The sequence below is a fragment of the Caulobacter sp. AVps18 genome (assembly GCF_058681425.1).
Window position 1 is genome coordinate 1019249 of record NZ_CM178737.1, and the last position, 24975, is coordinate 1044223.

Genomic DNA, 24975 nt, shown 5'->3' on the forward strand with positions numbered 1-24975 from the left:
GAGCATCGCATGCGCTGCATCCAAGCTAACCAAAATCATCGCGCGGACCGGCGCGAAAGATCACAATGAGGGCGTGCTGGCGACGAACGGCCACGCCCTAAACTAGCAATTCCTGTCGGCGGTTAGCCTCTTGGACACCAAGAGCGTTTATAGACACGCGCGTGCAGCCGGTCCGATATCCTCGGGTCGCCGGTTGACCACGCAGGGCGTCGGAAAGGATTTCTGCGCCCCCGGCCGGATCAGTTTCGTTAACGGGAGATGGCACTCTTGGCTCAGGTTACAGGCACAAGCGCCGCCAATTTACTTCTCGGGACCTCCGGTGACGATACGATCTCCGGCCTGGCCGGAAACGACACCCTTGCTGGTTTGGGGGGCGCCGACGACCTTGACGGGGGCACCGGAGAGGACACGATCACCTACCAGGCGGCGATGTCGCATGTGCACGTCTATCTTTCCGGCGTGCCCAGCCAGAACGTCGGCGACGCCTTTGGCGATAAGTTTACCTCCATTGAAAACGTCATTGGTACGAACTTCGATGACGCCATCTATGGGAATGACGGCGACAACAAGCTCTACGGCCTTGCGGGCAGCGACACCCTGTACGGAGGCCCGGGCGTAAACCATCTGGTCGGCGGCGCAGGCGACGACAATCTGGTCGGCGGCTCGGGTGTGGACCATTTCGACGGCGGCGATCACGACGATATTGCGAGCTACCAGCTCGCAACGGGCGCCGTCATAGCGTCCCTCGCCGATATCTCGATCAACACCGGCTGGGCGTCCGGCGACACCTATAGCGCTGACCTCGAGAACCTTACCGGCTCGGACTACAACGACGCGCTGTACGGCAACGAGAAGCCCAATCAGCTCTGGGGACTGGCGGGCGCCGATACGCTGATCGGCGGCGGCGGCTATGACGTGATCATTGGCGACGCCGGCGCAGACTCGATGGATGGGGGCGAGGGCGGCAACTATCTCGACTATGAGACCTCGCCTGTCGGCCTGACCGTTTCCCTGAAAGACCCATCAATCAACACCGGCCACGCCGCCGGTGATGTCTATGTCAACTTCCGTGATCTCGCCGGTTCGTTTTTCAGCAACGACCGCCTCTATGGCGACGACAAGAGCAACAACATTCTGGGTCTGTCAGGCGACGACTTCCTGTACGGCGAGGGCGGCGACGACATCCTCTCGGGAATGGCCGGCGCCGACTTCATGGACGGCGGGGCAGGTTTCGACTGGGTTTCCTATGCCAGGGTGACCCCGGCCGCCGCCCTGGCCGTGACGGTGCTCCTTGACAACCCAGGGCTGAACACCGGCGATGCTGCGGGCGACACCTATGCCAATATCGAAGGCATTCTGGGCAGCGGCTTCGACGATACGCTGGGCGGCAGCGCCAGGGGCACAGTCATCCAGGCCGGCGACGGCGCCGACAAGCTTTACGGCCTTGGCGGTTACGACACGTTCCTCGGCCAGAATGGTGACGACCTTATCGAAGGCGGCGGCGGCGGCGACAATCTCGATGGCGGGCTCGGCTCGGACACGGCCAGCTTCCGACGCGCGACGACGGGCGTCTATGTGGACTTCAACAATCTGGCGTTCAACACGGGCGACGCCAGGGGCGACACCTACACGTCGATCGAGAACCTCGCGGGCTCGGACTTCGCTGACGTGCTGCGGGGCGACGGCGAGTCCAACATCCTCAGCGGCTACGATGGAAGAGACACCCTGTTCGGCGGCGACGGCGCGGATCGGTTCGTGTTCAACCGGCCGGGCGATGCAGTGGATGCGATCCTCGACTTCCAAACGGGAACCGACAAGATCGTTCTGGATCACACCGGCTTCGGTGTGGCCGGGCCTGGTGGCCTGGCGGCTTCGGGCATAGCCTATGTGGTCGGCTCAGCGGCGACCAGCACCGCCCCGACCGTAATCTACACCGCCTCGACGGGCGCGCTGTTGTGGGACGCCGACGGCTCAGGCTCCGGAGCCGCCGTACAGTTCGCGCGGCTCGGTTCGGCCACCCTGCGCGTGGCCGAGACCAATGTTCAAACCTCGCGCTCCATCGGAAGCGATGCGCCCGCGACCCGCGGTCAAGGCTGGAAGGTTGCTGCCACCGGTGACTTCAACAAGGACGGCCATGACGATACCCTGTGGCTCAACACCACGTCGGGCGAGTTGGATCTCTGGCTGATCAACGGGCTGGAGTGGCGGCGCTCGACCAATCCTGGAAACCACGGTGCCAACTGGGACGTCTTGGCGACCAGCGACTTCAACAAGGACGGCACCAGCGACCTCCTGTGGCGCAACAGCAGCACCGGTGAGACCGATATCTGGTTCCTCAATAACGGCGCCTGGGCCGGATCGGTCAATCCGGGCAACCATGGCGCAGGCTGGACAATCGCGGCGGCCACCGACTTCAACAATGACGGTGCCGCCGACATTCTGTGGCGTAACGCCACCACAGGCGCGCTCGATGGCTGGCTGATGAACAACGGCGTCTTCCTCGCCAACTTCAATCCAGGCGACAGCAAGGGGACCGACTGGAAGCTGGCCGGAACCGGGGACTTTAACGGCGACAACAACGCCGACCTGATCTGGCACAACACCTCCAATGGCCAGGTCGAGGCCTGGCTGATGACCAATGGCGTCAAGACCAGTTCATTCATTCCCGGCGCCTACAGCGTGGACTGGAACGTCCAGGGCGTGGGCGACTTCAATAACGACGGGGTCGATGATGTGCTTTGGCGCAATCCCACCACCGGCAAGGTCGATGGCTGGATGCTGAAGAATGGAGCCTGGGCAGGATCATTTTCGCCGGGCTTCTACAACACCGACTGGCAGATAGGCGGGGTTGGCGACTATAATGGTGATGGCAACAGCGACGTGCTGTGGCGCAACGCCGCGACCGGCCAGACCGATGCCTGGCGCCTGCGCAGTGGAAACTGGACGGGCTCCTACGACCCCAAGACCCATGGCTCGGACTGGTCGTTGGCGGCGACCGGCGACTTCAATGGCGACGGCACCCAGGATGTGATCTGGCGCAACAACTATTCCGGCGCGACCGACGGATGGTACATGCGCAACGGCCTGCAGTCGGCCAGTTTCAGCCCGGGCGGACACGGCCTGTTCGAGGTGGTGGCGGTCGGTGACTTCAATGGCGACCGCACCGACGACATCCTCTGGCGAGATCCGGAAACCGGGGCCCTGGATGGCTGGTACATTGCAGCAGGGGGCTATGCCGGCCAGTTCACACCGGCTTCGCCCGGGGCCGAATGGAAGCTGTTTGGGGCCGGCGACTTCAATGCCGACGGTACCAGCGACCTACTGTGGCGTCATCAGACCACCGGCGTCACCCAGGCAACCCTGATCAGCAACGGCCAGCAGACCGGCTCCTATATCCTGGGCGCCTACAATCTCGAGTGGCAAGTGCAGGGGATCGGAGACTTCAACGGTGACGGCACGGCCGATGTCTTGTGGCGCAATCCGCAAACGGGCCAAGTCGACCTTTGGCTGCTGAAAAACGGCACCTGGGCGGGCTCCACCGCGCCGGGATTCTATAATACGGACTGGCAGTTCGCTGGCGTTGGCGACTTCAACGGCGACGCCACCGACGACATCCTGTGGCGTGAGCAGTTCACCGGGCAGATGGATCTCTGGCTGCTCAAGGACGGAAACTGGGCGGGATCGTTCGATCCGGGATCGATGCCGGCCGGCTGGACCGTGGCAGGCGTCGGCGACTTTAATCAGGATGACGTCGACGACGTGATGTGGCTCAACCCCTCCAATGGCGCCGTCACCGAGTGGATCATCTCGGCACCGACCAAACCGCCCACAATCGACGATTTCGCGCTGATCTAGAGCGGGTTGCGATCTGATGGAATCCGATCACCCGCTCTAGCCTCTTGTTTTCACGCGCGTTTCATTCCGAAAACCGGTTCCCACTTTTCGGAACGCGCTCTAGACACCCGCCTCGGGACCCGTGTCCGCACAGGCGTACCGGGAACGGGCGGGTGGATCAAAACTGCGCCCGAGGCGTTGGCGCTTCATGCCTCACGGAAACAAGTTCGACGACCTGCGGTCTCGTCACCCTCATTGGTGGATCATTCTTCTGATCGCCGGCATCACGCTCTGCGTGGCGGGGTGGGTCAGGCTTTATGGCCACCCCGCTCAGGACATGTCGAAATCAGGCCTGGCGCCTCCGGAGAGACATCGCGAAATCACGCGATAGACGACGGGAGACCCGGCGCTGCGGAGGGCGTGGCGAGAGCCTGGGCCAAGGCCTTGGGTCTGGCTGTTGCGCCCACAATGGTGATAGTGGTCAAGGCACGCAGGGAGCGCCCTGGTGGTGCGCAGGAGTGTGGTATGCGTTTGGGAATTGCGTTAGCGGCCCTTGTCGCCCTGACCGCAGTCACGGCCTGCGAAGAGCCCATCAACGTTCCGACCTCGCCAGATAACCTGCCGGCCCCGCCCGCCTGGTCCGCGACGATGATCGGCAAGCCGGTACAGGATCGGTTCTCCGTCGGACTGGACTGCAACGGCTTCATCGATGTCGTGCGCGTCCTCTACCAAGGCGAGCGCCCAGGCACCGGGCTGGAAGGCTGGGGCTGGGATGGCGCAGGCAAGCGCCGCATGGACCACGTGCTCGTGGTTGACAGCAAGGGTATCGTGGTTGGAGCCGGCGAAGGCGGGCGATCAAGGGTGGATGTACCCAAGAACATGCCCACGGTCACGGCGACCGATACAGGGTGGTTCGCAACCAGCCCGATCACGCGCGGCGCAGTTGAAGTCTGGGGACTTCAGAACGGCGACACGCAAGTATGTAAACTTGCAACATTTCGCATCTAGAACGCAAAAATAGCGTTTCGGAGCTAGGGCTGATGAAACTGGGCGCTTCAAACGCATCTCGGTCATTTTGACCGCTGCGGCGGCGAGGTTCAGGCTTGGAATTTTGGCCCGCCTCTTGTAAGCGCTCATCAACACAGAGCTATTCTGCATCGTAAGGGGCTAGTATGAAAACGGCTTTGGTTACCGGGATCACCGGACAAGATGGTGCGTATCTGACCCGGCTCTTGCTGCAGCGAGGCTACAAGGTCTTTGGCACCTATCGCCGGGGCAGCTCCGTGAACTTTTGGCGCCTTTCCGAACTCGGCGTTCTGGACTCCGAAAATCTAGAGCTTGTTGAATACGACTTGCTCGATATCGGTGCCGCGTTCCGTCTGATTGAAAAGTGCAAGCCTGACGAGGTGTACAATCTCGCGGCCCAGAGCTTCGTCGGCGTGTCTTTCGACCAACCGGTTGCGACGGCTCAAATGACCGGCGTCGGCCCGCTCAACCTGCTCGAAGCCATCCGGATGGTCGATCACAAGATCAAATTCTACCAGGCTTCCAGTTCCGAGATCTACGGCCTGGTTCAGGCCGTGCCGCAGAACGAAGACACTCCGTTCTACCCGCGCAGCCCCTATGCCGCCGCAAAACTGTTCGCCCACTGGCTGACGGTGAACTATCGCGAATCCTACGATATGTTCGCCTCGAGCGGCATCCTTTTCAATCACGAGTCCCCCCTGCGTGGACAAGAGTTTGTGACGCGCAAGATCACCAACACCGCTGTAAAGATGGTCTTGGGTCAAGTTGACGTTCTCGAACTTGGCAATCTCGACGCCAAGCGCGACTGGGGCTACGCTGAAGAATACTGCGCTGGCATGCACCTGATGCTGCAGCACGACAAGGCCGACACTTTCGTTCTGGCGACCAACCGTACGGAAACCGTTCGCAGCTTCGTCGAAATGACCTTCAAGGCGCTCGACATTGCGATCGTCTGGAAGGGCGAAGGCATCGACGAGATCGGCGTCGACAGCAAGACCGGCAAAACGCTCATCACGATCAACCCCAAGTTCTTCCGTCCTGCGGAAGTGGAGCTGCTGCTGGGCGACGCCACCAAGGCCCGGGCGACCCTGGGTTGGGAACCCAAGACCACGCTTGAAGAACTGTGCCGCCTGATGGTGGAAGCTGATATGCGCCGCAACAAGGTTGGCGTGTCGTTCTAGTCGATTTGCCCGGTCCCTGGCCCCATAGCGGGCCAGGGACCGGCGCATTGGCTGGCCTAAGCACAAGCGCCCAGAGGGCGCGCAGCTGGGACTGGCATCCCTATTACCGAGCGTGGATGCAAAGCCTGGAGCAGCAGGAGATCTACTCCGTCAGCTGCTACCGGAAAGCCAAGAAAATCAATTGGTAAAGGCCCAGCTTGAACTACTTTTTTGATCTCTCGACTGCGGCGCGCTGGGCGGGCCATGCCGTTGGCATCGTCCGCGTCGAGCGCGAACTGGCCCGACGCGCGGCCCTGATCGACCCCTCGCTTAAATTCTGCGTCTACGTGCCTCGCGAAAACGCGTTCCGTCAGCTGCGGCCGGAAATCATCGACGACATTCTGTCCGGACGCCTGAGCCTGGAGTTCAACGCCGGACCACCCGCACTCCTTCCCGCTGCGCCGCGTACGGCGCGCTATCGGATGCGCGAGGCCGTAATGGCCCATCCTCGACTCTACCAGCTCGTTCAGCGCCTGAAGGGCCGGTCCTTCACCTTGGGGCAGATCGCAGAGATCAAGCGCGACGAGGCCGCCCGCCGCCAGGCCCCCGCAGCGGAGCCAACGGTTGCAAAACAATCCCTATCGGACGCTTCGACCGGTCAGATTGCCCTAGGCCCTGACATCACGATCATCTCCGGCGGTCTTGATTGGGAGTACAAGGATCTACGGGCGATCTACGATCTCAAGCAAACCTACAAGTTTCGCTACGCCGCTGTTGTCTATGATCTCATTCCACAGATGTTCCCACATTTTGTGGTGCCGTCTTACGTCGGCTTGCTGAAGGATTACTTCGGCGAACTTTTCTGGACCGCCGATATATGCATGTGCATTTCGGAATCTACGCGCCGCGACATGCTGGCCTACTGCGCTGAGAATGGCGTTACCCCTCCGCGCTCTGCAGCATTCCCCCTGGGCTGCGACATTCCCGACACCGACACCGACATTGGCACCTTGCCGCTGGAACTGGTCGGCAAACGCTATGCGATTTTCGTCTCGACGATCGAGCCTCGAAAGAACCACCGGACGCTCTATTCGGCCTGGGCGCGCTGCATAGAGCAGGGCCTTGTGGATCCGGATCAATGCCGGCTGGTCTTCGTCGGTCGCACAGGATGGGCCACAGGCGACCTGTTGCAGGAGATCGAGAACAACCCGTTGGTCCAGGACACCATCGTGCGGCTCTCGAACATCTCGGATGCTGATCTCAACGCGCTCTATCGCGGCGCCGCGTTTGGCCTGTTTCCTTCATTTTACGAAGGCTATGGGCTGCCGCTGGCCGAGATGCTCAATCACGGCAAGGCCTGCATCTCCAGCCGTTCCGGGTCGCTGGAAGAGGTTGGCGGCACGTTTGTCGAATATGTCGATCCCATCGACACGATCGCCTGGAGTGCGCAATTGGCGCGCTATTTCAATGATCAGGCGGCGCGGGCCGATCTCGAAAATCGCGTTGCGACGACCTATCGTCCCGTCACCTGGGATGACGCGGCGTCGTTGTTCTTCACGCGACTCAAGGCGCTGAACTAGCCATGCCCCGCATTCTAAGCCTCTCGACCTATCCTATTGTAAAGCCGGTTCACGGCGGTCAGCGGCGGATCAGTGCCTTTGGCGAGCAACTTCAGGCCCAGGGCTGGGAGTTCCACTACGCGTCGGTCTTCGAGGCTCCGCACTATCCCAAGGCTCTCACCACAAAGAACGACATTCCGTTGCACTACATCGGTTCGGAATGGCGAGACATTCCACTGATCGGGGATTTGCAGTCGGGAGCCTTCGCCGCGACTGCGCCCAACGCCTATGAACACTTCATGGCGATCTTCAAGTCGGTCGCTCCAGATGTCATCCAGCTTGAGCAGCCGTTCCTGTGGCCCCTGGTCAAGGCCATTCAGAAAGCCGGCGTCGCGACCACCACGCCGGTGATCTATTCATCGCAAAACTGGGAGCCGCCCCTCAAGTACGACATGCTGAGGAAAAGTGGCGTGTCGGAAGCTTGCGCCCGCAAGGTTCGAGATCATATCGCCGATCTGGAAGCTGAACTGGCCGCCGCTTCGGTCGCTGTCGTGGCGGTTTCGGCCTCTGACGCCACCCACTACAAGGCCTACGCCAAAGGCGCGCCCGTCTTCGTCGTACCCAACGGCGTGGCGCGTCCCACGACGCCCAGCGCCGAAGATGAGCAGACCGTTGCCGATGTCTACAAGGGCGCGAAGTATCTGTTCTTCGTCGGCAGCGCCTATCCGCCCAATATCGATGGCTTCCTGAATCTCGTCTTGAAGAAGGGGCTGTTTTTCCGCCCACCGACCAAGAGTCTGGCGATCTGCGGCGGCGTCTCGCACGGGATCTTCAATTCGTCGCAATACCAGGCGCACATTCACGCCAACAGCCGCAGGGTCCAGTTTTACCCTGAAATCTCCGACGGGGGGCTAGAAGCCCTCAAGCGCGGTGCCCACGCGATAATCCTCCCCATCGAATTCGGCGGCGGAAGCAACCTGAAGACCGCGGAGGCCCTCGCCTCGGGCAAGTGGGTCGTCGCGACCTCCGTCGCCATGCGCGGCTTTGAGCAATTTTTGGATCAGCCTGGCGTGATCATCGCCGATACGCCCGACACGTTTCGCGCCGCCATCATCAAGGTTCTTGCAGAAAAGCCCCTCAAGCTCACCAAATCCGCCGCAAAGCTGCGAGAAGCCGTGTATTGGGATCGTAGTTTCCGGGACAGCGGGTATCTCGAGTTCATTCGCGGCCATGCAAAAGTCTAATATAAATCAAATTCTTAGGCTCTGCGCCAGCGATCGTCCGCCAATGTGGGGGCGTTGATATCGCCATGCCCTTGCCCACCTCCCGCCGCGCTTCGTTCGTCGCGGAATATAGCGCCATTGTCAGGGAACTTGTCGCGCAGCGCACCTACCCGTTGCCAGACGGATTCCTGCACGGGGTAATGGCGGGCTATGATCGAAGCGAGGAGTACGAAACGGCCATCACCTCCGTGCCCATAGATATGGGCCGGCGGGCCATGGAGATCGGCGCGACCGAAAGCTTCTTCAGCCTCTATGCCAGCGCATTCTACCTGGACTTCAAGGTCGTGGATGGCCGGTCAGCGGACAACAGTGGCGACCCCGAGGTGCGGGCGCGCTGGCTGGATGCCTTGCGACAGTTTCCTGACCGGATTGACGTCTTGCCGTCGCTCGAAGCAGCGCCCGACGCCGGCCCGGGAGGAACAGATGTCGTCTTCGCGTTCAGAGTGCTGGAAAACATCCGCGACGACATGGCGGCCGCTGCCCAGATCCGCCGGTTGATCGCCCATGACGGCCATCTGGCGCTTTCGCTTTCCTATTCCCACGGCGGTCCGTTCGAATTTGATGAGGGCGCGGGCTTTCGGGTCTATGACGAGGCACGGGTCCTCAGCCTTCTTGAGGGGTTCGAGATAACCTCATGGCGCCCCTTGGAAAGCGCCGCCGAGGTTGCTAACTCGCCTCGACCGTTCGACCTGACGACGCTGCATGTCAGCGCCAGACGGGCATGATGTTCGCGCTGATGCATATGTTTGAGTATTCGAGCTCCGATAACGGGCTCGCTGGAGGTTAAATGATCGGCGCTGGCCCATACATCCGCTTCAAGAACGGCCTAGCGGATCTGTTTGCAGTTCCCGCAGATCTTCGCGCCATTTTTATAATGGCCTGGGATGATGTTACCGCGAAGTACAAGCGGACCATTCTTGGTCCCTGGTGGCTGGCCCTGGCTCATCTCGTCATGATGCTTGGGATCGGGTTTCTTCTAGGAGCTGTATTCAAACGTCCGTTCCTTGAATACTGTGTCTATGTGGGTCTTGGAATAACAATGTTCACGCCGGTCGTCGGCGCAATCGCCGATGGCCCCAACGTCTTCCTGCGTTACAAGACGTGGATCCTGGGCAGCAGCTTTCCGCTGGCGTCCTATATCCTCAGAAGCATCCTCAACATGCTGGTGACCATGCTTCACCAGTTGCCCGCGATCATGCTGTTCTGGATCCTGGCCAAGTTGCCGATCCACCCCCAGAGCCTGTTGGTGATCCCTGGCCTGGCCTTGATGCTGCTCTTTTCCGCCGGCGTCATGCTGTGTCTTGCGCCCCTGGGTGTGCGCTATCGCGACCTTGCGCCTGCGACCCAGGCCCTGACATCCGTTCTGACGATCCTGACGCCGATCTACTGGGACAAGGGTTCGCTCTCGAGCAGCCCGTTGCTGTTGGTCAATCCCGGCTACCACCTTCTGCAGTTGGTCAGGGGCCCGCTTCTGGGCGACCCCCCCACCATGATCAACTGGGTCATTGGCGGTACATCGGCGGTCGTACTGTTCGTTCTCGGAACCATCATCTTCAACAAGTCCTACTGGCGCATATCGGTCTCGCTCTAGGCTGGCCGATACGACAGGGCGTCCGCGAGTTCGCGCGTCACAGGGAACGACAGAGCATGGGCTCACTGCCAGAAGCCATCTATCGCGAAGACGCGTTTCACGACGCTGCTTTGCGATTGCAGGACGAGCTCATTCAGGGCTCAGAGGCGGCTGTCACCGAACAGCCCAACTACCCCTTTGACGGTCAGGACCTGTGGGACACCTATTTCGTGCGCCAGGCTCTCAGTTGTCTTGATAGCCCGCGCCGACGGATCCTCCTGCACGCACGCCCGAACGTGCCCCTGCGCACCATTCTGGCGAAGACAGGGGCTGAAGTCGTTGACTATGCTCCGGCAATTCCTGGCCGGCTTCTGAGCGTCCTTCCGAAACGCTGGAGTCGCGCTGCGGGCGATATGGTTCTGAGCGCTCGAATCGGTCGGGTCCATCGCGACGATACGGTCGTCATTGATAGCCTGATCAATGAGGTGGCCGACCCCATCGGAGCCCTGCGTGATTTCGGCGAACAGATCGGTCCGGACGGCGCCGTGATTGCGGTGATGCGGCTGGGCATCGACGACGGCCACGATCACTTCGAGGAACTGGGCTTCGTCATTCCGCCAGCTTCTGAAATTCGCAAGCTCCATACAGCGGGTTTCCGCGTGGAAATGGTCCCGAAAACCCGGTTGGATAACGACAACCACACCTGGCCCAGCTTCAAGCTGATGGGCGTGCTCTTGAGGCGTGCCTCGTGATTATCGACGCGGTCACCTTCTACAACGAAATCGGCATGCTCAAGCTACGCATGGCGACCCTGGCTGAATCCGTCGATCAATTCGTCGTCGTGGAGATGGGCGTCACCCACTCAGGCGTCCGCAAGGGCTTTGTCCTTGAGGACCATCTTCACGAAATGCCGGTGGCGCGCGACCGGATCCACTATGTCAAGCTCTGCGACTGGCCGCGCGTGGATCCTCGCCACGAGGCCAACAGGTGGATCCTCGAGAACTTCCAGCGCAATGCGATAACGCGAGGCCTCAAGGCCGCCGGAGCGACCCCCGACGATATGGTCATCATCTCGGACGTGGATGAAATCCCCGACCCTGGGGCTATCCCCGTCGCGCAGCAGGCCCTGCGCTCGAAACCTTTCGCGGTGTTCAGCCAGGTCTATCGGAAGCACTTCCTCAACGGCCTGCCCCGCGACTACGTCAATACCCCACTCTGGCTGGGGTCGGTCGCCTGCAAGGTCGGTGTGCTGGCGACTCTGGACGCGACGGCCTGTCGCCGGGGCGACGGCGACCGGGCTGCGTTTGTGTGGACAAACGGCGCGCTGCGTAGCGACACGGCCTATATCACCCGCGGCGGGTGGCACCTGACCTATCTGGGCGGCCTCGACGCGGTTCGCGTCAAGGCCGAGAGCATCGCCGAAGGCCTCAGCGCCCACGAGCCTTCAGCCTTCTTTGTCCCCCAAAGAAGCCGCCATAACTTCAGCGACGGAAGGACGCCACAGGTCGAGGCCTGGGTCGCTGGAGCGGACATCATAATCGTCCCGCGAAGACCCTTGTGCACGCCTGAATTGGAATACATACCGGCCCCCATCAAGTCGGATCCTGACGAGTGGGAATGGCTTTGGTGGTATTCGGACGTTATCGACTCGTGGCCGGCCTGACCCGGTCGAGAAAATTTTGAGGTAGAATCTTGTCTATCGGAATTAGAGCTCACGGCCTTGAGGTGACGTTTCCTGTCTACGCTTCTGGGCGGGAAATGTCTCTATTCTACACGCTGGCGCGCTCGGGAGCCCAGAGATTCAAGAAAGAGCGCGGGCAGGGCCCGGTTCTTGTCGAAGGTCTGAAGCGTATCTCTTTTTCCCTCGCACAAGGTGATCGTCTCGGCATCATCGGTCGCAATGGCTCGGGCAAGTCCACCTTGCTGCGGACGGCTGCGGGTTATCTGAAGCCCTCGGGTGGACGTCTTGAGGTCGAAGGTAGCGTTGGCACGCTCATCGACCTCGGTATCGGCGTGAACGGCGAGCGCAGCGCCAAGGAAAACGTCCATTTCACAGGCAAGCTGGCCGGTCTGACCAAGGCGGAAATTCAGGCGTTCGACGATGACGTCCAGGAATTCGCCGACATCGGTGCCTTCTACCACCTGCCCTTCGACACCTATTCGTCGGGCATGAAGTTGCGGGTGATGTTCGCCATGATCACTCATTTCAAGCGTGACATTCTGATTGTCGACGAGGTCTTTGGGGTGGGCGACACCCACTTTGCCGAGCGCGCCTATCAACGGATGACGGGCTTCGTGCACACCTCCAAGACCATGATGCTGGCAACCCACTCGGAGTCACTGCTCAAGCAGTTCTGCAACAAGTGCATGTGGCTTGAGGACGGACAGATCCGGGCCCTGGGCGATCCGGACGAAGTGCTGGCGGCTTACCACAAGGGATAGTTTCCGGCGGTCTGTCCGCAAGGATCGTCGCCGTCGGAAGAATTCCAGATCTGAGAGTCACGTCCTGGCACCGGGTGCCCGGTTGGGCTGGACTCTGAAAGAGGTTCGACCTTGGCGAACACCACGGCAGGCAAGCAACCCCTCAGGGCACGTTTCAAACCCTGGCTTGGCGGGCTGTTGAGTCAGGGCCGGACGCGCATCGCCCTTATGGGCCGGAGCCGGCCTTCGCCGACGATCTCGGCGAGGGCCAGCCCGATCGTCGTCTCGATCTTCGTGGGGGGAGCCTTCGGCATAGCGCGCGCTGGCCTGCTGACCGTCCAGGCCCTCAGGCGCGCCGGCTTCGAGGTCCTGGTTCATGATCTCACACCCGTCCTTGGCGCGCCTCTGACGTTCTCCATGGATCTGCCGGGCGAACCCGACAGCCTCTGGATCATCCATTGCAATGCGCCGGAAGCAGAAGCCACCCTGGCGCGAATTCCCCGCCGCCAATGGAAACGTCGCTTCATCATCGGATACTGGGCTTGGGAGCTCCCCAAGGCACCCCCCGCGTGGCTGCGCGCCTCGCGTCATTTCCACGAAATCTGGACGCCCAGCCAGTTTACCCGTGAAAGCCTCGCGGCGGCCAGGACCACCGTTAGGGTCATGGCCCATCCTGTGGCCGTCCCACTCTCGCCTCGCTCAGAAAACCACGCGCGCTTTGGGCTCGACCGGAACCAGCTGCACGTTCTGGCCATGGCTGATTTCAATTCCACTCTGGAACGAAAAAATCCGGCGGGCGCGCTGCACGCCTTCCTGACCCTGTTTCCAGAGCCCCAGTCGAAATGCCGTTTGATCCTCAAGATCCTGTCGTCGGAGATCGCGGCCCCAGCCCTGGTCAAGCTTCGTGAGACGCTGTCCGCCCGTGCCGACATTGCCCTCCTGGAGTCCCGACTGGACGACGACGCCATGGCCAGCCTGGTCGCGACCTGCGATGTCACCATCAGCCTGCATCGCTCGGAAGGCTTTGGTCTCGTCGCCGCCGAGGCTTTGGCGGCCGGCAGGCCCGCGCTCTGCACAGGCTGGTCCGGCGTCATGGACTTCATGAGCGATCTGCCCGAACTGCTGGTCAATTATCGCCTGACGCCGGTGGCCGCATCGGTGCCTTTCTATGGCGACAAGCGCGCGGAGTGGGCCGATCCGGATACCGACGACGCGGCGTCGAAGCTTGGCCTGCTCCTGGCCAGCCAAGGCCTGAGGGACCGACTGGGAGACGCTGGCCGGGAAGCCATCTTCGCCCTGGGTCAGGCCTGGAGCGCCGCCAGACTGCTGGAAAAGCCAGGGTTCGACAGGGCTGCACGCACACCGTCACCCCAGCTTCCGACACCTTCGCCGATCAAGGGCTAAGGGCCACCGTCAGCCGTCTGCGACATCAAGGGTTGCGGCCATTGGAGGCTAGAGGTTACGTGCGCGCATGACCGTCGACATCAACACCATCCGCGCCGCCGCCACTCGCCTTGCCGGCCACATTGAACGGACGCCGTGCCGCTATTCGCGCACCCTCTCGAAGATCACTGGCGCCGAGGTGTGGGTGAAGTTCGAGAACCTGCAGTTCACGGCCGCCTACAAAGAGCGCGGCGCGCTCAACAAGCTGATGCTGCTGTCCGATGTCGAGAAGGCGCGGGGCGTCATCGCGGCCAGCGCCGGCAACCATGCCCAGGGTCTGGCCTACCACGCCGCCCGGCTGGGCGTGCCCGCCACCATCGTCATGCCCAAGACCACCCCCTTCGTGAAGGTGCAGCACACCCGCGACTTCGGGGCCAATGTGGTGATCGAGGGCGAGACCTATGACGACGCCAACGCCCATGCGCGCAAGCTGTGCGACGAACAGGGCCTGACCTTCGTCCATCCGTTCGACGACTACGACATCATGGCGGGCCAGGGCACCATCGCCCTGGAAATGCTGGAAGACGCCCCGGACCTGGAAATCCTGCCGGTGCCGATCGGCGGCGGCGGCCTGATCAGCGGCGTCGCCACGGCGGCCAAGGCGATCAATCCCGACATCCGGATCATCGGCTGCGAGCCGGCCATGTACCCGTCCTTCACGGCCAAGATGCGGGGCATCACCGCCCATTGCGGCGGCCAGACGATTGCCGAAGGCGTGGCGGTCAAGCAGGTGGGCGAGCTGACCTATGGCGTGGCCCGGCCGCTGATCGAGGACGTGCTGCTGCTGGAAGAGCCCCATATCGAACAGGCTGTGGCGCTGTACTGCAATGTCGAGAAGACCATTGCCGAAGGCGCGGGTGCGGCCTCGCTGGCGGCGCTGCTGGCCTATCCCGAGCGTTTCCGGGGCAAGAAGTGCGGTCTGATCCTTTGTGGGGGCAATATCGACACGCGACTTCTGGCTTCGGTGCTGACCCGCGAACTGGTGCGGGCCCAGCGCCTGGTCAGCCTGCGCATCGTCGGCGACGACCGTCCCGGCCTGCTGTCGACCGTCGCCAATGTGATCGGCGTCATGGGCGCCAATATCATCGAGGTGAACCACAACCGTCTGGCGCTCGACGTGCCGGCCAAGGGGGCGGAGTTCGATATCACCATCGAGACCCGCGACGCCCAGCACACCCAGGAGATCATCGACGCCCTGCGCGAGAAGGGCTATCCGCCCCGCGCCGTCTGATAGCGCTCTGCACCCCCGGGACGACCCAAGACGGGCCCCGAAAACAGCGACACCCAAGACCCTGATACGATCATGGATCACAGAGGCGGGCGCGATCTGACAAGGCCGCGTTGCCTTCGCCTGGAGCGCGTTCCGAAAAGTGGGAACCGGTTTTCGGAACGCGCGTGAAAACAGAAGACTAGAGCGGGTGATCTGATTCCCTCAGATCGCAACCCGCTCCTAGTCCGCGCCAAGTTTAAGTGTACGCTGTCGACCCGCCCGGGCGCGCTCTAAGTGTTTAAGGATAGAGCCTTTTTAGACGCCTCACATGCTTCCATGTGAGGTTAAAAGGCTCTGGAGGGCGGCGCGGAGCCTTGTCGGCCTCGCCATGCATTGTCCTACCCGCTGGTCGAAGACTCCCGCTCCTGCGCCGCCGTGGTGCGGCGGGCTTCGCGGGCTTTTTGTACGTCCCAATAGGCCTCGCCGTCGTCGGGCTTGAACAGGGCTCTGGGCACGCCTTCTTTTGAGACCACCGCGAAGACGTTGCCTTTCGGGTCGTAGATCAGCGTGTCGCCATTGGCGCGCTTCAGCGTCTCTGCGCCCTTGGGCGGGGCCGTGGTGAAGCGGTGGGCGACGGCGACATAGTCATCCACCGTGGCCGCGCCAAAGGCTTGGCCGTTGCGATCGAAGGCGCGCTGGGCGTTCTCTTCGGCGGTCCGGGTGCGGTTGGCCGCCCAGAACGGTTTGCCCGCCACCAGCCTGACCGGGGCGTCACGCGGATCGGCGCGGCCCGTATCAGCGGCGACAGGCGGCGCGGTGGTGTCGGCCGTTGCGGCGCGATCTCCCGCCTTGGGCGCGCGAACCGCAGACGCACCGCCGTCGCAGGCGGCCAGGGCCAGCGCTCCGGCGACGAGAAGTGACGCCGTCGCGGCGCGAAAAAGCTTCAACCCCATGATCCCATTGCCTCATTCTTTCAACCTTGACGATTGATGAACGAAAACGGAACAGGAGTCGAGTCCCTTCGACAAGGTTCGGCTTTGGCGGATCGCCGCGCATGGGCCATAAGGACTTCAGGACAGGCGGAGACCACCACCGTGAGCGACAAGCGGGTTCTTCTGATCGTCGGCGGCGGGATCGCCGCCTACAAGGCGCTGGAGCTGACGCGCCTGCTGCGCAAGGCCGGCGTCGGCGTGCGGCCGATCCTGACCCGGGCGGGCTCGGAGTTTGTCACGCCGCTGTCGCTGGGCGGACTGGCCGGCGACAAGGTCTATCAGGAGCTGTTCGACCTGACCGACGAGGCCGAGATGGGTCACATCCAGCTGTCGCGCTCGGCCGACCTGGTGGTGGTGGCGCCGGCGACGGCGGACCTGATCGCCAAGGCCGCCCATGGCCTGGCCGGCGACCTGGCGTCCACCACGCTGCTGGCCACGGACAAGCCGGTGATGATGGCCCCGGCCATGAATGTGCGGATGTGGCAGCACCCGGCCGTGCAGCGCAATGTCGCCGCCCTGAAGGCCGATGGCGTAACCTTTGTCGGCCCCGACGAGGGCGCCATGGCCTGCGGCGAGTTCGGCCCCGGCAGGCTGGCCGAGCCCGAAGTGATCTTTGCCGCGATCATGGAAGCGCTTGACGGCAAGGCTGCCCGGCCGCTGGCCGGAAAACGCGCCCTGGTTACCGCCGGTCCGACATTCGAACCCATCGATCCGGTGCGCGGCATCACCAATCGCTCCAGCGGCAAGCAGGGCTTTGCGATCGCCGGGGCCCTGGCCGAACTGGGCGCGGAGGTTACCCTGATCGCGGGACCGGTGGCGCTGAGCACGCCGCCCGGTGTCACACGGGTCGATGTCGAGACCGCACGCCAGATGCTGGCCGCCAGCCAGGCCGCCCTGCCCGCCGACGTGGGCGTGTTCGTGGCCGCCGTCGCCGACTGGCGCGTGGACGAGGCGTTCGGCACCAAGCTCAAGAAGGAAAAGGGCGGCCCGCCGGCCCTGACCTTCGTCGAGAACCCCGACATCCTGGCCACCGTCTCGGCTACCGGCCCGCTGCGGCCCCGGCTGGTGGTCGGCTTCGCCGCCGAAACCAATGATGTCGAGGCCCATGCCCGGGCCAAGCTGTCGCGCAAGGGGTGCGACTGGATCATCGCCAATGACGTTACAGAGCCCGGCGTGATGGGCGGTGAGGACAATGCCGTGCTGCTGGTCACCCGCGACCAGACCGAGCGCTGGGACCGCGCGCCCAAGGACGCGGTGGCCCGGGCCATTGCCCTGCGCATCGCGCAAGCCCTGGCCTGAAGCGCCCGACTTTCGCGGGGCGGACGAACAGGCTAAAGGCGGCGCGACCCGCCAGACGTGACCAGGATCCTGTTCCATGACCGCCAACGCAGAAACCCGCGCGATCCTGTTCAAGCGCTGGGAAGGCAATGCCGACCTGCCGGTTCCCACCTACGCCACGGCCGGGGCGGCGGGTTTCGACCTGCGGGCCCATGTGCCGGATGACCAGCCGATGGTGCTCAAGCCCGGAGCCCGGGGCATGGTCCCCACCGGCTTCTCGGTGGCGATTCCCGACGGCTACGAGATGCAGGTGCGGCCGCGCTCGGGCCTGGCCGCCAAGAACGGCGTGACCGTCACCAATGCGCCGGGCACAGTCGACAGCGACTATCGCGGCCAGGTCTGCGTGCTGCTGGTCAATCTGGGCGAGGAAGACTTCACGATCCGGCGCGGCGACCGGATCGCCCAGGGCGTGATCGCGGCGGCTCCTCAGTGGGCGCTGGTCGAGACCGACGACCTTTCAGCGACGGATCGCGGCACAGGCGGCTTCGGCTCGACCGGGGTCTGATCAGTTTCCGGCGGCGCGCAGGCCGATCAGCAGATAGCCGCCAAAGCCCACGGCGAAAGCCACGGCGGCAAGCCACAGCACGGGCCGGAACATCCCCAGAGGCGACTGTCCAAGCGGGGGTTGAACGGTCATCGGCGCATCCCTTCAGCGCGGGCTTGGCAAGGGCGACAAACGCTCGCCTGGTACAAATACGCGGACACCGGGACATCGGTTGCGGTGGGGAACGGCTTTTAGTCTCTATCCCCATCCGCGCAAGACGAAATTGCGACGGGTTGTCACACCGCGCCGAGCGCCTTTTGGCCGGGCAAGGCCACATTGACCGACACTGCGACGCCGCCCGGCCCGCCGGGCCGCTCAACAGCGTCTTGCCGACCCGTTCGTGAATGGCGTGTTGATTTTTGGACGAATGCGTCCATTTATCACTTGCCGAGCGCCCCAGTCCCTTCTATCGGGCGCGTCGACGTCTTTCGATTAGCCGGGGTTTGGTCATGGCCGCACCACAAAACAAGAAGCTCGTCCCGATGCTGGTCGGCGGGGTCGCCGCCATCGCCATCGTGGTGGGCGGGACGCTGTGGTTCATCGACAAGCAGCGCTTTGAGGCCACCGACAACGCCTTCGTCCAGGCCGACACCGTGCAGGTCAGCCCGCAGGTCTCGGGCAGCATTGTCGAGGTTCTGGTCGCCGACAACCAGCGGGTCGAGCCCGGCCAGGTGCTGGCCCGCATCGATCCGGCCACCTTCCAGGCGAGACTGGACCAGGCCATCGCCAACGCCCAGGCCCTGGACGCCGCGATCAACGCCGTGGATGACAAGGCCAGCCTGGAACAGGCCCTGATCGCCCAGAAGGCGGCCGGCGTCTCCAGCGCCCAGGCCGACGCCGGCCGCGCCAAGGCCGATCTGGACCGCTATGACAGCCTGGCCCACCAGGGCTGGGTCTCGCAGCAGAAGGTCCAGACCACCCGCGCCGCCGCCACCCAGTCGGCCGCCGCCGTGACCAGCGCCCAGGCCGCCCTCGAGGCCGAGCGCCGCGCCGCCCAGTCGCTGGGCTCGGCCAAGGCCCAGACCATCGCCCAGGCCGCCGCCGCCCATGCCGCCGTGGCCCAGGCCCGGCTGGACCTGGACCGCACTGTGATCCGCGCGCCGGTCGCCGGTGTCGTGGGCGCCCGCGCCGTACGGCCTGGCCAACTGGTTCAGCCCGGCGTCTCGCTGATGTCGGTGGTGCCGCTGGGCCAGAGCTATGTGGTGGCCAACTTCAAGGAAACCCAGGTCGCGCGCCTGCGCGTGGGCCAGCCGGTCGAGATCAAGGCCGACGCCTTTGGCAAGCAAGTCATCCATGGCAAGGTCGACAGCTTTGCCCCCGCCACCGGTCAGGAATTTGCCCTGATCCCCGTCGAGAATGCGGTGGGCAACTTTACCAAGATCACCCAGCGCCTGCCGGTCAAGATCGCCGTCGATAGCTCGCCGCTGGGCGCGGCCCTGCGGCCGGGCCTGTCGGTAGAGGTCAAGGTCGATGTACGCGACCGGTCGGGCCCTTCGTTCGCCGAAGCCGGTCAGGCCTCGCCGCAGGTCGCCCGTCAGGGCGCAGCGCGCTAAGGCGCCGGGGCCATGACCGCCGCAGCTCCACCCGCCAGCAGCGCCGCCAAGACCATGAGCCAGGCCGACTGGAACAAGCTGTTCCTGGGTTTCGGCGCCATGGTGATCGGCCAGTTCATGGCCATTCTCGACATCCAGATCGTCGCGGCCTCGCTGCCGCAGATCCAGGCCGGGGTGGGCGCCAGCGCCGATCAGGTCAGCTGGATCCAGACCGCCTATCTGATCCCTGAAGTCGTGATGATCCCGCTGTCGGGATACCTGTCGCGCCTGTGGGGCACACAGCGCCTGTTCCTGGCCTCGTGCACCGGATTTATCGTGATGAGCGTGCTGACGGGCCTCAGCTCGTCCATCGACATGATGATCCTGACCCGGGCCCTGCAGGGCTTCATCGGCGGCGCGATGATCCCGACGGTGTTCGCCGTGGCCTTCACCGCCTTCCCGCCCGAGCGCCGGATCACCGCCAGCGTCATCATGGGCCTGATCGTCACCCTGGCCCCGACGGTGGGTCCAACCCTGGGCGGACACCTGACCGAATGGCTCAGCTGGCGCTGGCTGTTCTTCATCAATGTGCCCACCGGCCTGATCGTGCTGTTCGGCGTGGCCCGCTGGGGCAAGTTCGATGAGGGCGACCCCAGTCTGTCCAAGGGCTTTGACTGGTTTGGCCTGGCGGTGATGGCCACCTTCCTGATGAGCCTGCAGTTCGTGCTGGAAGAGGGTGCCAAGAACAGCTGGTTCCAGGACGACATCATCCTGGGCCTGGCCGTGCTGGCGGTGGTGACCGGCGTCGTCTTCATCTGGCGACAGCTGACCTATCGCAACCCCATCGTCGAGCTGAAGGCCTTTGCCAACCGCAACTTCTCGATCGGCGTGCTGATGACGGCCGTGTCGGGCGCCAGCCTGTTTGGCGGCACCTTCCTGCTGCCGCAGTTCCTGGGGCGGGTGCGTCACTATTCGGCGTCGGAGGTAGGCACCACCATGGTCATCTCCGGCCTGTCGATGTTTCTGACCGGTCCCATCGCCGGCCGCCTCGTGCGCAAGACCGACCCGCGCATTCCGATGTTCATCGGCTTCCTTCTGGCCGGCTGGGGCATGTACATGGCCCACGGCGTGACCAAGGAGTGGGGATTCTGGGAATTCGCGGGGGTTCAGGCTTGCCGCGGCGTCGGCGTCATGATCGCGATGATCGCAACCCAGCAAATCACGATGAGCACCTTGCCGCCGCACATGGTCAAGAACGCCTCCGGCCTCGTGAATCTCTCGCGCAACACCGGCGGAGCCATGGGCCTGGCCCTGCTCGCCACCAGCATCACCCAGCAGACGGCGCTCTATTACGCCGACCTGTCTTCGCGGATCGCCAGCAGCAACGTCGCGGCCCAGGGCATGATGGCGGGCCTGGCCGAACGCATGACCATGCTGGGCCTGTCCGACCCTGAAGGCGCAGCCCGCAAGGCCTTTTCAGGCATGCTGCAGCAGGAAGCCACGGTGCTGGCCTTCGGCGACAGCTTCACCCTGCTGGCCTATGGCTGCTTCGCCGCTGCGGTGATCTCCCTGCTGGCCAAGCCGGCCAAGAATGCGCCCCCACCGCCCTCGGACGCCCACTGATGCCCAGGATCGCCGGACAGATCGACGTCGCCAAGACCGAAGCCATACTGGACGCCGCCATCGAGGTGATCGGTGAACGCGGCCTGGCCGCGCCGATGGAGGCCATCGCCCGCCGGGCCGGCGTCTCCAAGCAGACCGTCTATAACCACTATGGCTCCAAGGCCGAGCTGGTCACCGCCCTGATCGAGCGGCGGGTGGACAGCATCACCGCCTCGCTGCGCGACCCCAGCGCGGCCGACAATCCCCAGCAGACCCTGGAGGCCTTCGCCCGCTCGATGCTGGAGACCGTCGTCTCGGCCAACGGCTATTCGATCATGCGGGTGATTGTTCAGGGCGCCGGCGAGATGCCGGACGTGGCCCATGACGTGTTCGAGGCCGGCCCGCGCCAGACCCGGGCCCAGCTGGCGGCCTTCCTGCGGACCGAGACCCGGCTGGGCCGGCTGCGGGTCGAGGATTTCGACCAGGCCGCAGAGATCTTTTCGGGCATGGTCATGGGCCAGAGCCAGCTGCGCGCCCTGCTGCGCCTGCCGTCAGACAAGACACCCGCCCAGTTCGACGCGATGGCCAGGGAAGTGGCCAGCCGCTTCCTGCGCGCCTACGCGCCCTGAGGTCAGGGCGCGTAGGTAGGGCCTAGGCTTCAGCTTCGTCAGGCATGCCCATCATGTGGAAGCCGGCGTCCACGTGGACGACTTCGCCGGTGGTCGAGCGCCCAAGGTCCGAGACCAGCCACAGGGCTGCGCCGGCGACGCCTTCCATCGAGGTATCTTCCTTCAGGGCGCTGAACGCCCGGCCCTGGGCGATCATGCCCCGGCCGCCGGCGATGCCGGCCAGGGCCAGGGTGCGCATGGCGCCGGCCGAGATGGCATTGCAGCGAATGCCCTTGGGACCCAGGTCGCGGGCGATATAGCGCGTCGCCGCTTCCAGGGCGGCCTTGGCCACGCCCATGGTGTTGTAGTTGGGGATGGTCCGCTCCGACCCCAGATAGGTCATGGTGATCAGCGACCCGCCATTGGGCATGATCTTCGCGGCGCGCTTGGCCACGTCCACGAAGCTGTAGGCCGAGATGTTCATGGCCAGCAGGAAACCCTCGCGGGTGGTGTTGTCGACGAACGAGCCCTTCAGCTCGTCCTTATTGGCGAAGGCCACCGAGTGGACCACGAAGTCCAGCGTGCCGAACTTGGCTTCGATGGCGGCGAAGGCAGCGTCCATCGAGGCGTCGTCAGTGACGTCGGCCGGGATCAGGGTATCGACCCCGATGCTCTCGGCCAGCGGCCGCACGCGGCGCTCCAGCGTCTCGCCCTGATAGGTGAAAGCCATTTCTGCGCCCTGGGCGGCCAGCTGGCTGGCGATGCCCCAGGCGATGGAGTTGTGATTGGCCACGCCCATGACGAGGCCCTTCTTGCCCCGCATCAGCTCGCCCTTGGGGAATGCGTAATCGTCGGCCATGGGTTGGCTCTCCTGGAATCCTTGAGCGCTGGTTAGCAGGCCCGTCGCCTGTGCGGAACCCTCACGACGCTTTGACCCTGCCTAGTAGGTGGGGCTGTGGCGGGTCAGACGATAGTAGATCGCCGCCGCAAACTGCTTGAACGGCACCGTTACCCGCCGCCCCGCCCGACGCGGCCAGGTCCAGCCGCCCGTAGCAATATTGGCCGGCAGGCGGCGCGCCTGGCGGTCGGGGCGCGACAACATCGGCGTGAAATAGACGCAGTCGTCGAAATAGTAGTGCAGCACCAGCGAGCGTCGGGTGGACTGCGGTTCGAGGATCGGCGAGCCGCCATGGGCCAGATTGGCCGCCCAGACGGCGATCTGCCCTTTCTTGAGCACAGCATGGGTCGGCGTCAGACCGGCCGCGTCCAGTTGTCTCAAGACCGCAGGGCCATAAAGGTCGTTATAGTTGACGGCCGTGGTGGCGCCCGGCGCCGCGCCGGCGGCCTCCATGGTCATCACCGGCAAGCGATGGCTGCCCGGATAGTAGCAAAGGGGGCCCGAGCCCGGCGTCACGTCCTCCAGCGCCAGCCACACCCCGCACATGAAGCCCGCCGGCTCGGCGTGAAAATGCAGGGTGTCGGCGTGGATATCCTGCTGACTGCCGCGCAGGAAGTTCAGGCTCTGGAACGGGAACGGCTTGCGCCCATAGGCCAGCTCAAGGCGCGACAGGATCTCGGGATGGGTCGCAACGGCCCTGATGGCGTCGGAGCGCCGCCAGGCGTCGTGCACCCGCGTCACGCCGGCCTCGAAATGGTGCTCGGTCTCGCGATTGATGCGGTCGCAAAGCCCGACCAGCCCCTCCCCCAGGTCGATGATCGCCAGGCCGTCGCGCGCCAGGTCCCGGGCAAAGGTCTTGTGGGCCTCATCAGCGCCGCTGGCCGCCAGTCGGGCTTCCAGAGCCCCGGACTCGACCCAGGGCGTTTCGGGCCTGGACGAAAGGGCCGGATCGGCCGGCAAAGCGCTCACGGGCATGACGCTGATGGAATCCGTCTGCTGTGCGGCTGGATCATTCGAGGATCGGCCAGAGCTGGTCAAGCGCGGTGCGGCGCGCGGCGTGGAAGTCCAGATGATGGTCACGGCCCGCAGCCTTGCCCCGCCATCGGGTGTGCAGCACGCCCCCGGTGCCCAGATAGGGCGTGAAGTCGTCTCCCCAGCCAAAGCCCTTTTCAGAGACGGCCGCCTGCAGCCGCGCATTCACGGCGGCGTGCAGGGCCGTGCGTTGCGCCAGGTTGGGGATTTCCAGCCGCTCGAGCCGCGCGGTCAGGCCGACGGTATCGGCCGGGCCGTGCACGGCCACCATGTGTGCATTGAGATAGCCAATCCGCCATGCGGCATCGGACAGGGCCGGTGGAAACAACGACATCACCCGCACCCGGCTTCGCTGGGCAAGCGGAACGACCTGCGCCAGAAAGGCGACATACAGCTGGATGGTTTCATCGGCGAAGGCGTCGAAAGCCGGCAGGTCGAACCCGGCCTGTTCCGCCGCCAACCGCTTGAAGACCTGCACGAACTCAATGTCGACCTGTCCGAATTTCAACAGGATCGGCAGGCCCGCAATACCCAGCAGGCGCTCGAGATCGGCCCGAATTCGCAGCCCCGCGCCGGAGCGGCCATCGGATCGACCCAGGCCTCGCGCAGAAGCGCTGCTGGTCAGGGTGGCGATCGGTGCCAGCCAGGCACCGTTGCGGCGGTCGCGACGGATCAGATGGCGGCCATGGCTGTCGCCCAGAACGCCATAGGGCAAAGCGCCGAGGCGCCGGAGGCCCTCCACGCGCTGTTCGAGGGCAGATCCCGGTTCAAGGGCAGCGCGGGCTACATAGGTCCATAGACCCTCCAGCGGACGAACGCCCGCTGACGGGGGGGCTCCGCCCAGTCCTGCCAGGACCGCAAGACCCGCCATGGCCGGCGTCTGTTCCGCCCAGGGAAGTCGGGCAGCGGCCTCGACCAGGGCG

At 64.0% G+C, this 24975-nt stretch carries 22 protein-coding genes; 17 read left to right on the top strand and 5 right to left on the bottom strand.

The annotated features are described in order from the left end of the window. The first annotated feature begins 267 nt into the window (after window positions 1–267). The 12 genes from ACW179_RS04890 (at window position 268) to ACW179_RS04945 (ending at window position 15527) form a co-directional block, all read left to right on the top strand. Complete coding sequence (locus ACW179_RS04890; protein ID WP_492063180.1) at window positions 268–3855, top strand: FG-GAP-like repeat-containing protein; 3588 nt, start codon at window positions 268–270, stop codon at window positions 3853–3855. A 504-nt stretch (window positions 3856–4359) separates the two neighbouring features. Next, entirely contained in the window at window positions 4360–4842 is a 483-nt protein-coding gene (locus ACW179_RS04895; protein ID WP_492063181.1) for a hypothetical protein, read from the top strand. A 164-nt stretch (window positions 4843–5006) separates the two neighbouring features. Further along, on the top strand, window positions 5007–6041 hold the full coding sequence (gene gmd / locus ACW179_RS04900; protein ID WP_492063182.1) for a GDP-mannose 4,6-dehydratase: 1035 nt from the start codon (window positions 5007–5009) through the stop codon (window positions 6039–6041). A 197-nt stretch (window positions 6042–6238) separates the two neighbouring features. Beyond that, window positions 6239–7600, top strand: coding sequence for a glycosyltransferase family 4 protein (locus tag ACW179_RS04905; protein WP_492063183.1), 1362 nt, complete (start codon window positions 6239–6241; stop codon window positions 7598–7600). A gap of 2 nt (window positions 7601–7602) precedes the next feature. Continuing rightward, window positions 7603–8823 (top strand): glycosyltransferase, encoded by a 1221-nt coding sequence (locus ACW179_RS04910; RefSeq protein ID WP_492063184.1) that lies wholly within the window; start codon window positions 7603–7605, stop codon window positions 8821–8823. Window positions 8824–8888: 65 nt separating this feature from the next. Beyond that, window positions 8889–9587, top strand: coding sequence for a class I SAM-dependent methyltransferase (locus tag ACW179_RS04915; protein ID WP_492063185.1), 699 nt, complete (start codon window positions 8889–8891; stop codon window positions 9585–9587). A gap of 62 nt (window positions 9588–9649) precedes the next feature. Further along, window positions 9650–10453 (top strand): ABC transporter permease, encoded by an 804-nt coding sequence (locus ACW179_RS04920; RefSeq protein WP_492063186.1) that lies wholly within the window; start codon window positions 9650–9652, stop codon window positions 10451–10453. Window positions 10454–10509: 56 nt separating this feature from the next. Next, window positions 10510–11184 carry a hypothetical protein gene (locus ACW179_RS04925; RefSeq protein WP_492063187.1) on the top strand — a complete coding sequence of 225 codons (675 nt, stop codon included), beginning with the start codon at window positions 10510–10512 and terminating at the stop codon, window positions 11182–11184. Then, the gene (locus ACW179_RS04930) at window positions 11181–12095 is read left to right on the top strand and encodes a hypothetical protein (protein WP_492063188.1); all 915 of its coding nucleotides are present in this window, start codon (window positions 11181–11183) and stop codon (window positions 12093–12095) included. The genes ACW179_RS04925 and ACW179_RS04930 overlap by 4 nt, the downstream gene beginning before the upstream one ends. 62 nt (window positions 12096–12157) lie before the next feature. Further along, window positions 12158–12874: an ABC transporter ATP-binding protein gene (locus ACW179_RS04935; RefSeq protein WP_492063189.1), complete on the top strand. Its 717-nt coding sequence runs from the start codon at window positions 12158–12160 to the stop codon at window positions 12872–12874. A gap of 177 nt (window positions 12875–13051) precedes the next feature. Next, the gene (locus tag ACW179_RS04940) at window positions 13052–14257 is read left to right on the top strand and encodes a glycosyltransferase (RefSeq protein ID WP_492063190.1); all 1206 of its coding nucleotides are present in this window, start codon (window positions 13052–13054) and stop codon (window positions 14255–14257) included. A gap of 67 nt (window positions 14258–14324) precedes the next feature. Further along, on the top strand, window positions 14325–15527 hold the full coding sequence (locus ACW179_RS04945; RefSeq protein WP_492063191.1) for a threonine ammonia-lyase: 1203 nt from the start codon (window positions 14325–14327) through the stop codon (window positions 15525–15527). Between the two features lie 377 nt (window positions 15528–15904). Here the strand turns inward: ACW179_RS04945 and ACW179_RS04950 are convergent, their stop codons facing one another. Beyond that, a complete protein-coding gene (locus ACW179_RS04950; protein WP_492063193.1) occupies window positions 15905–16453 on the bottom strand; it encodes a hypothetical protein in 549 nt (182 codons plus the stop codon). 147 nt (window positions 16454–16600) lie between these two features. Here ACW179_RS04950 and coaBC point away from each other — a divergent pair, with 147 nt between their 5' ends. Beyond that, window positions 16601–17797 carry a bifunctional phosphopantothenoylcysteine decarboxylase/phosphopantothenate--cysteine ligase CoaBC gene (gene coaBC, locus ACW179_RS04955; protein WP_492063195.1) on the top strand — a complete coding sequence of 399 codons (1197 nt, stop codon included), beginning with the start codon at window positions 16601–16603 and terminating at the stop codon, window positions 17795–17797. A 76-nt stretch (window positions 17798–17873) separates the two neighbouring features. Then, window positions 17874–18341 (top strand): dUTP diphosphatase, encoded by a 468-nt coding sequence (gene dut / locus ACW179_RS04960; protein WP_492063196.1) that lies wholly within the window; start codon window positions 17874–17876, stop codon window positions 18339–18341. Here dut and ACW179_RS04965 read toward each other — a convergent pair whose 3' ends face one another. Continuing rightward, complete coding sequence (locus ACW179_RS04965; RefSeq protein ID WP_492063197.1) at window positions 18342–18473, bottom strand: hypothetical protein; 132 nt, start codon at window positions 18471–18473, stop codon at window positions 18342–18344. It abuts the gene before it with no gap. Between the two features lie 350 nt (window positions 18474–18823). Between ACW179_RS04965 and ACW179_RS04970 the strand changes: the two genes are divergently transcribed. Genes ACW179_RS04970 through ACW179_RS04980 form a run of 3 tightly spaced genes read left to right on the top strand, consistent with a single transcriptional unit; the run spans window position 18824 to window position 22143 of the window. Continuing rightward, window positions 18824–19933, top strand: a complete 1110-nt coding sequence (locus ACW179_RS04970) for an HlyD family secretion protein (protein WP_492063198.1) — start codon at window positions 18824–18826, stop codon at window positions 19931–19933. Window positions 19934–19945: 12 nt separating this feature from the next. Then, window positions 19946–21535, top strand: a complete 1590-nt coding sequence (locus ACW179_RS04975; RefSeq protein ID WP_492063200.1) for a DHA2 family efflux MFS transporter permease subunit — start codon at window positions 19946–19948, stop codon at window positions 21533–21535. Continuing rightward, the gene (locus ACW179_RS04980) at window positions 21535–22143 is read left to right on the top strand and encodes a TetR/AcrR family transcriptional regulator (protein ID WP_492063201.1); all 609 of its coding nucleotides are present in this window, start codon (window positions 21535–21537) and stop codon (window positions 22141–22143) included. The genes ACW179_RS04975 and ACW179_RS04980 overlap by 1 nt, the downstream gene beginning before the upstream one ends. 22 nt (window positions 22144–22165) lie before the next feature. Here the strand turns inward: ACW179_RS04980 and ACW179_RS04985 are convergent, their stop codons facing one another. The 3 genes from ACW179_RS04985 to ACW179_RS04995 form a co-directional block, all read right to left on the bottom strand. Next, window positions 22166–22981: an enoyl-ACP reductase FabI gene (locus ACW179_RS04985; RefSeq protein ID WP_492063202.1), complete on the bottom strand. Its 816-nt coding sequence runs from the start codon at window positions 22979–22981 to the stop codon at window positions 22166–22168. A gap of 81 nt (window positions 22982–23062) precedes the next feature. Then, window positions 23063–23989, bottom strand: coding sequence for a phytanoyl-CoA dioxygenase family protein (locus ACW179_RS04990; RefSeq protein WP_492063203.1), 927 nt, complete (start codon window positions 23987–23989; stop codon window positions 23063–23065). A gap of 40 nt (window positions 23990–24029) precedes the next feature. Continuing rightward, a complete protein-coding gene (locus ACW179_RS04995) occupies window positions 24030–24923 on the bottom strand; it encodes a hypothetical protein (RefSeq protein ID WP_492063204.1) in 894 nt (297 codons plus the stop codon). Window positions 24924–24975: the final 52 nt, after the last annotated feature.

Excerpts from the sequence above, each read along its gene's own strand:
- ACW179_RS04995 (WP_492063204.1), bottom strand. The coding sequence starts at position 24,923 with ATGGCGGGTCTTGCGGTCCTGGCAGGACTGGGCGGAGCCCCCCCGTCA.
- ACW179_RS04965 (WP_492063197.1), bottom strand. The coding sequence starts at position 18,473 with ATGACCGTTCAACCCCCGCTTGGACAGTCGCCTCTGGGGATGTTCCGG.
- ACW179_RS04945 (WP_492063191.1), top strand. The coding sequence starts at position 14,325 with ATGACCGTCGACATCAACACCATCCGCGCCGCCGCCACTCGCCTTGCC.
- ACW179_RS04925 (WP_492063187.1), top strand. The coding sequence starts at position 10,510 with ATGGGCTCACTGCCAGAAGCCATCTATCGCGAAGACGCGTTTCACGAC.
- ACW179_RS04915 (WP_492063185.1), top strand. The coding sequence starts at position 8,889 with ATGCCCTTGCCCACCTCCCGCCGCGCTTCGTTCGTCGCGGAATATAGC.
- ACW179_RS04975 (WP_492063200.1), top strand. The coding sequence starts at position 19,946 with ATGACCGCCGCAGCTCCACCCGCCAGCAGCGCCGCCAAGACCATGAGC.
- ACW179_RS04985 (WP_492063202.1), bottom strand. The coding sequence starts at position 22,981 with ATGGCCGACGATTACGCATTCCCCAAGGGCGAGCTGATGCGGGGCAAG.
- dut (WP_492063196.1), top strand. The coding sequence starts at position 17,874 with ATGACCGCCAACGCAGAAACCCGCGCGATCCTGTTCAAGCGCTGGGAA.
- ACW179_RS04920 (WP_492063186.1), top strand. The coding sequence starts at position 9,650 with ATGATCGGCGCTGGCCCATACATCCGCTTCAAGAACGGCCTAGCGGAT.
- ACW179_RS04910 (WP_492063184.1), top strand. The coding sequence starts at position 7,603 with ATGCCCCGCATTCTAAGCCTCTCGACCTATCCTATTGTAAAGCCGGTT.
- gmd (WP_492063182.1), top strand. The coding sequence starts at position 5,007 with ATGAAAACGGCTTTGGTTACCGGGATCACCGGACAAGATGGTGCGTAT.
- ACW179_RS04980 (WP_492063201.1), top strand. The coding sequence starts at position 21,535 with ATGCCCAGGATCGCCGGACAGATCGACGTCGCCAAGACCGAAGCCATA.
- ACW179_RS04895 (WP_492063181.1), top strand. The coding sequence starts at position 4,360 with ATGCGTTTGGGAATTGCGTTAGCGGCCCTTGTCGCCCTGACCGCAGTC.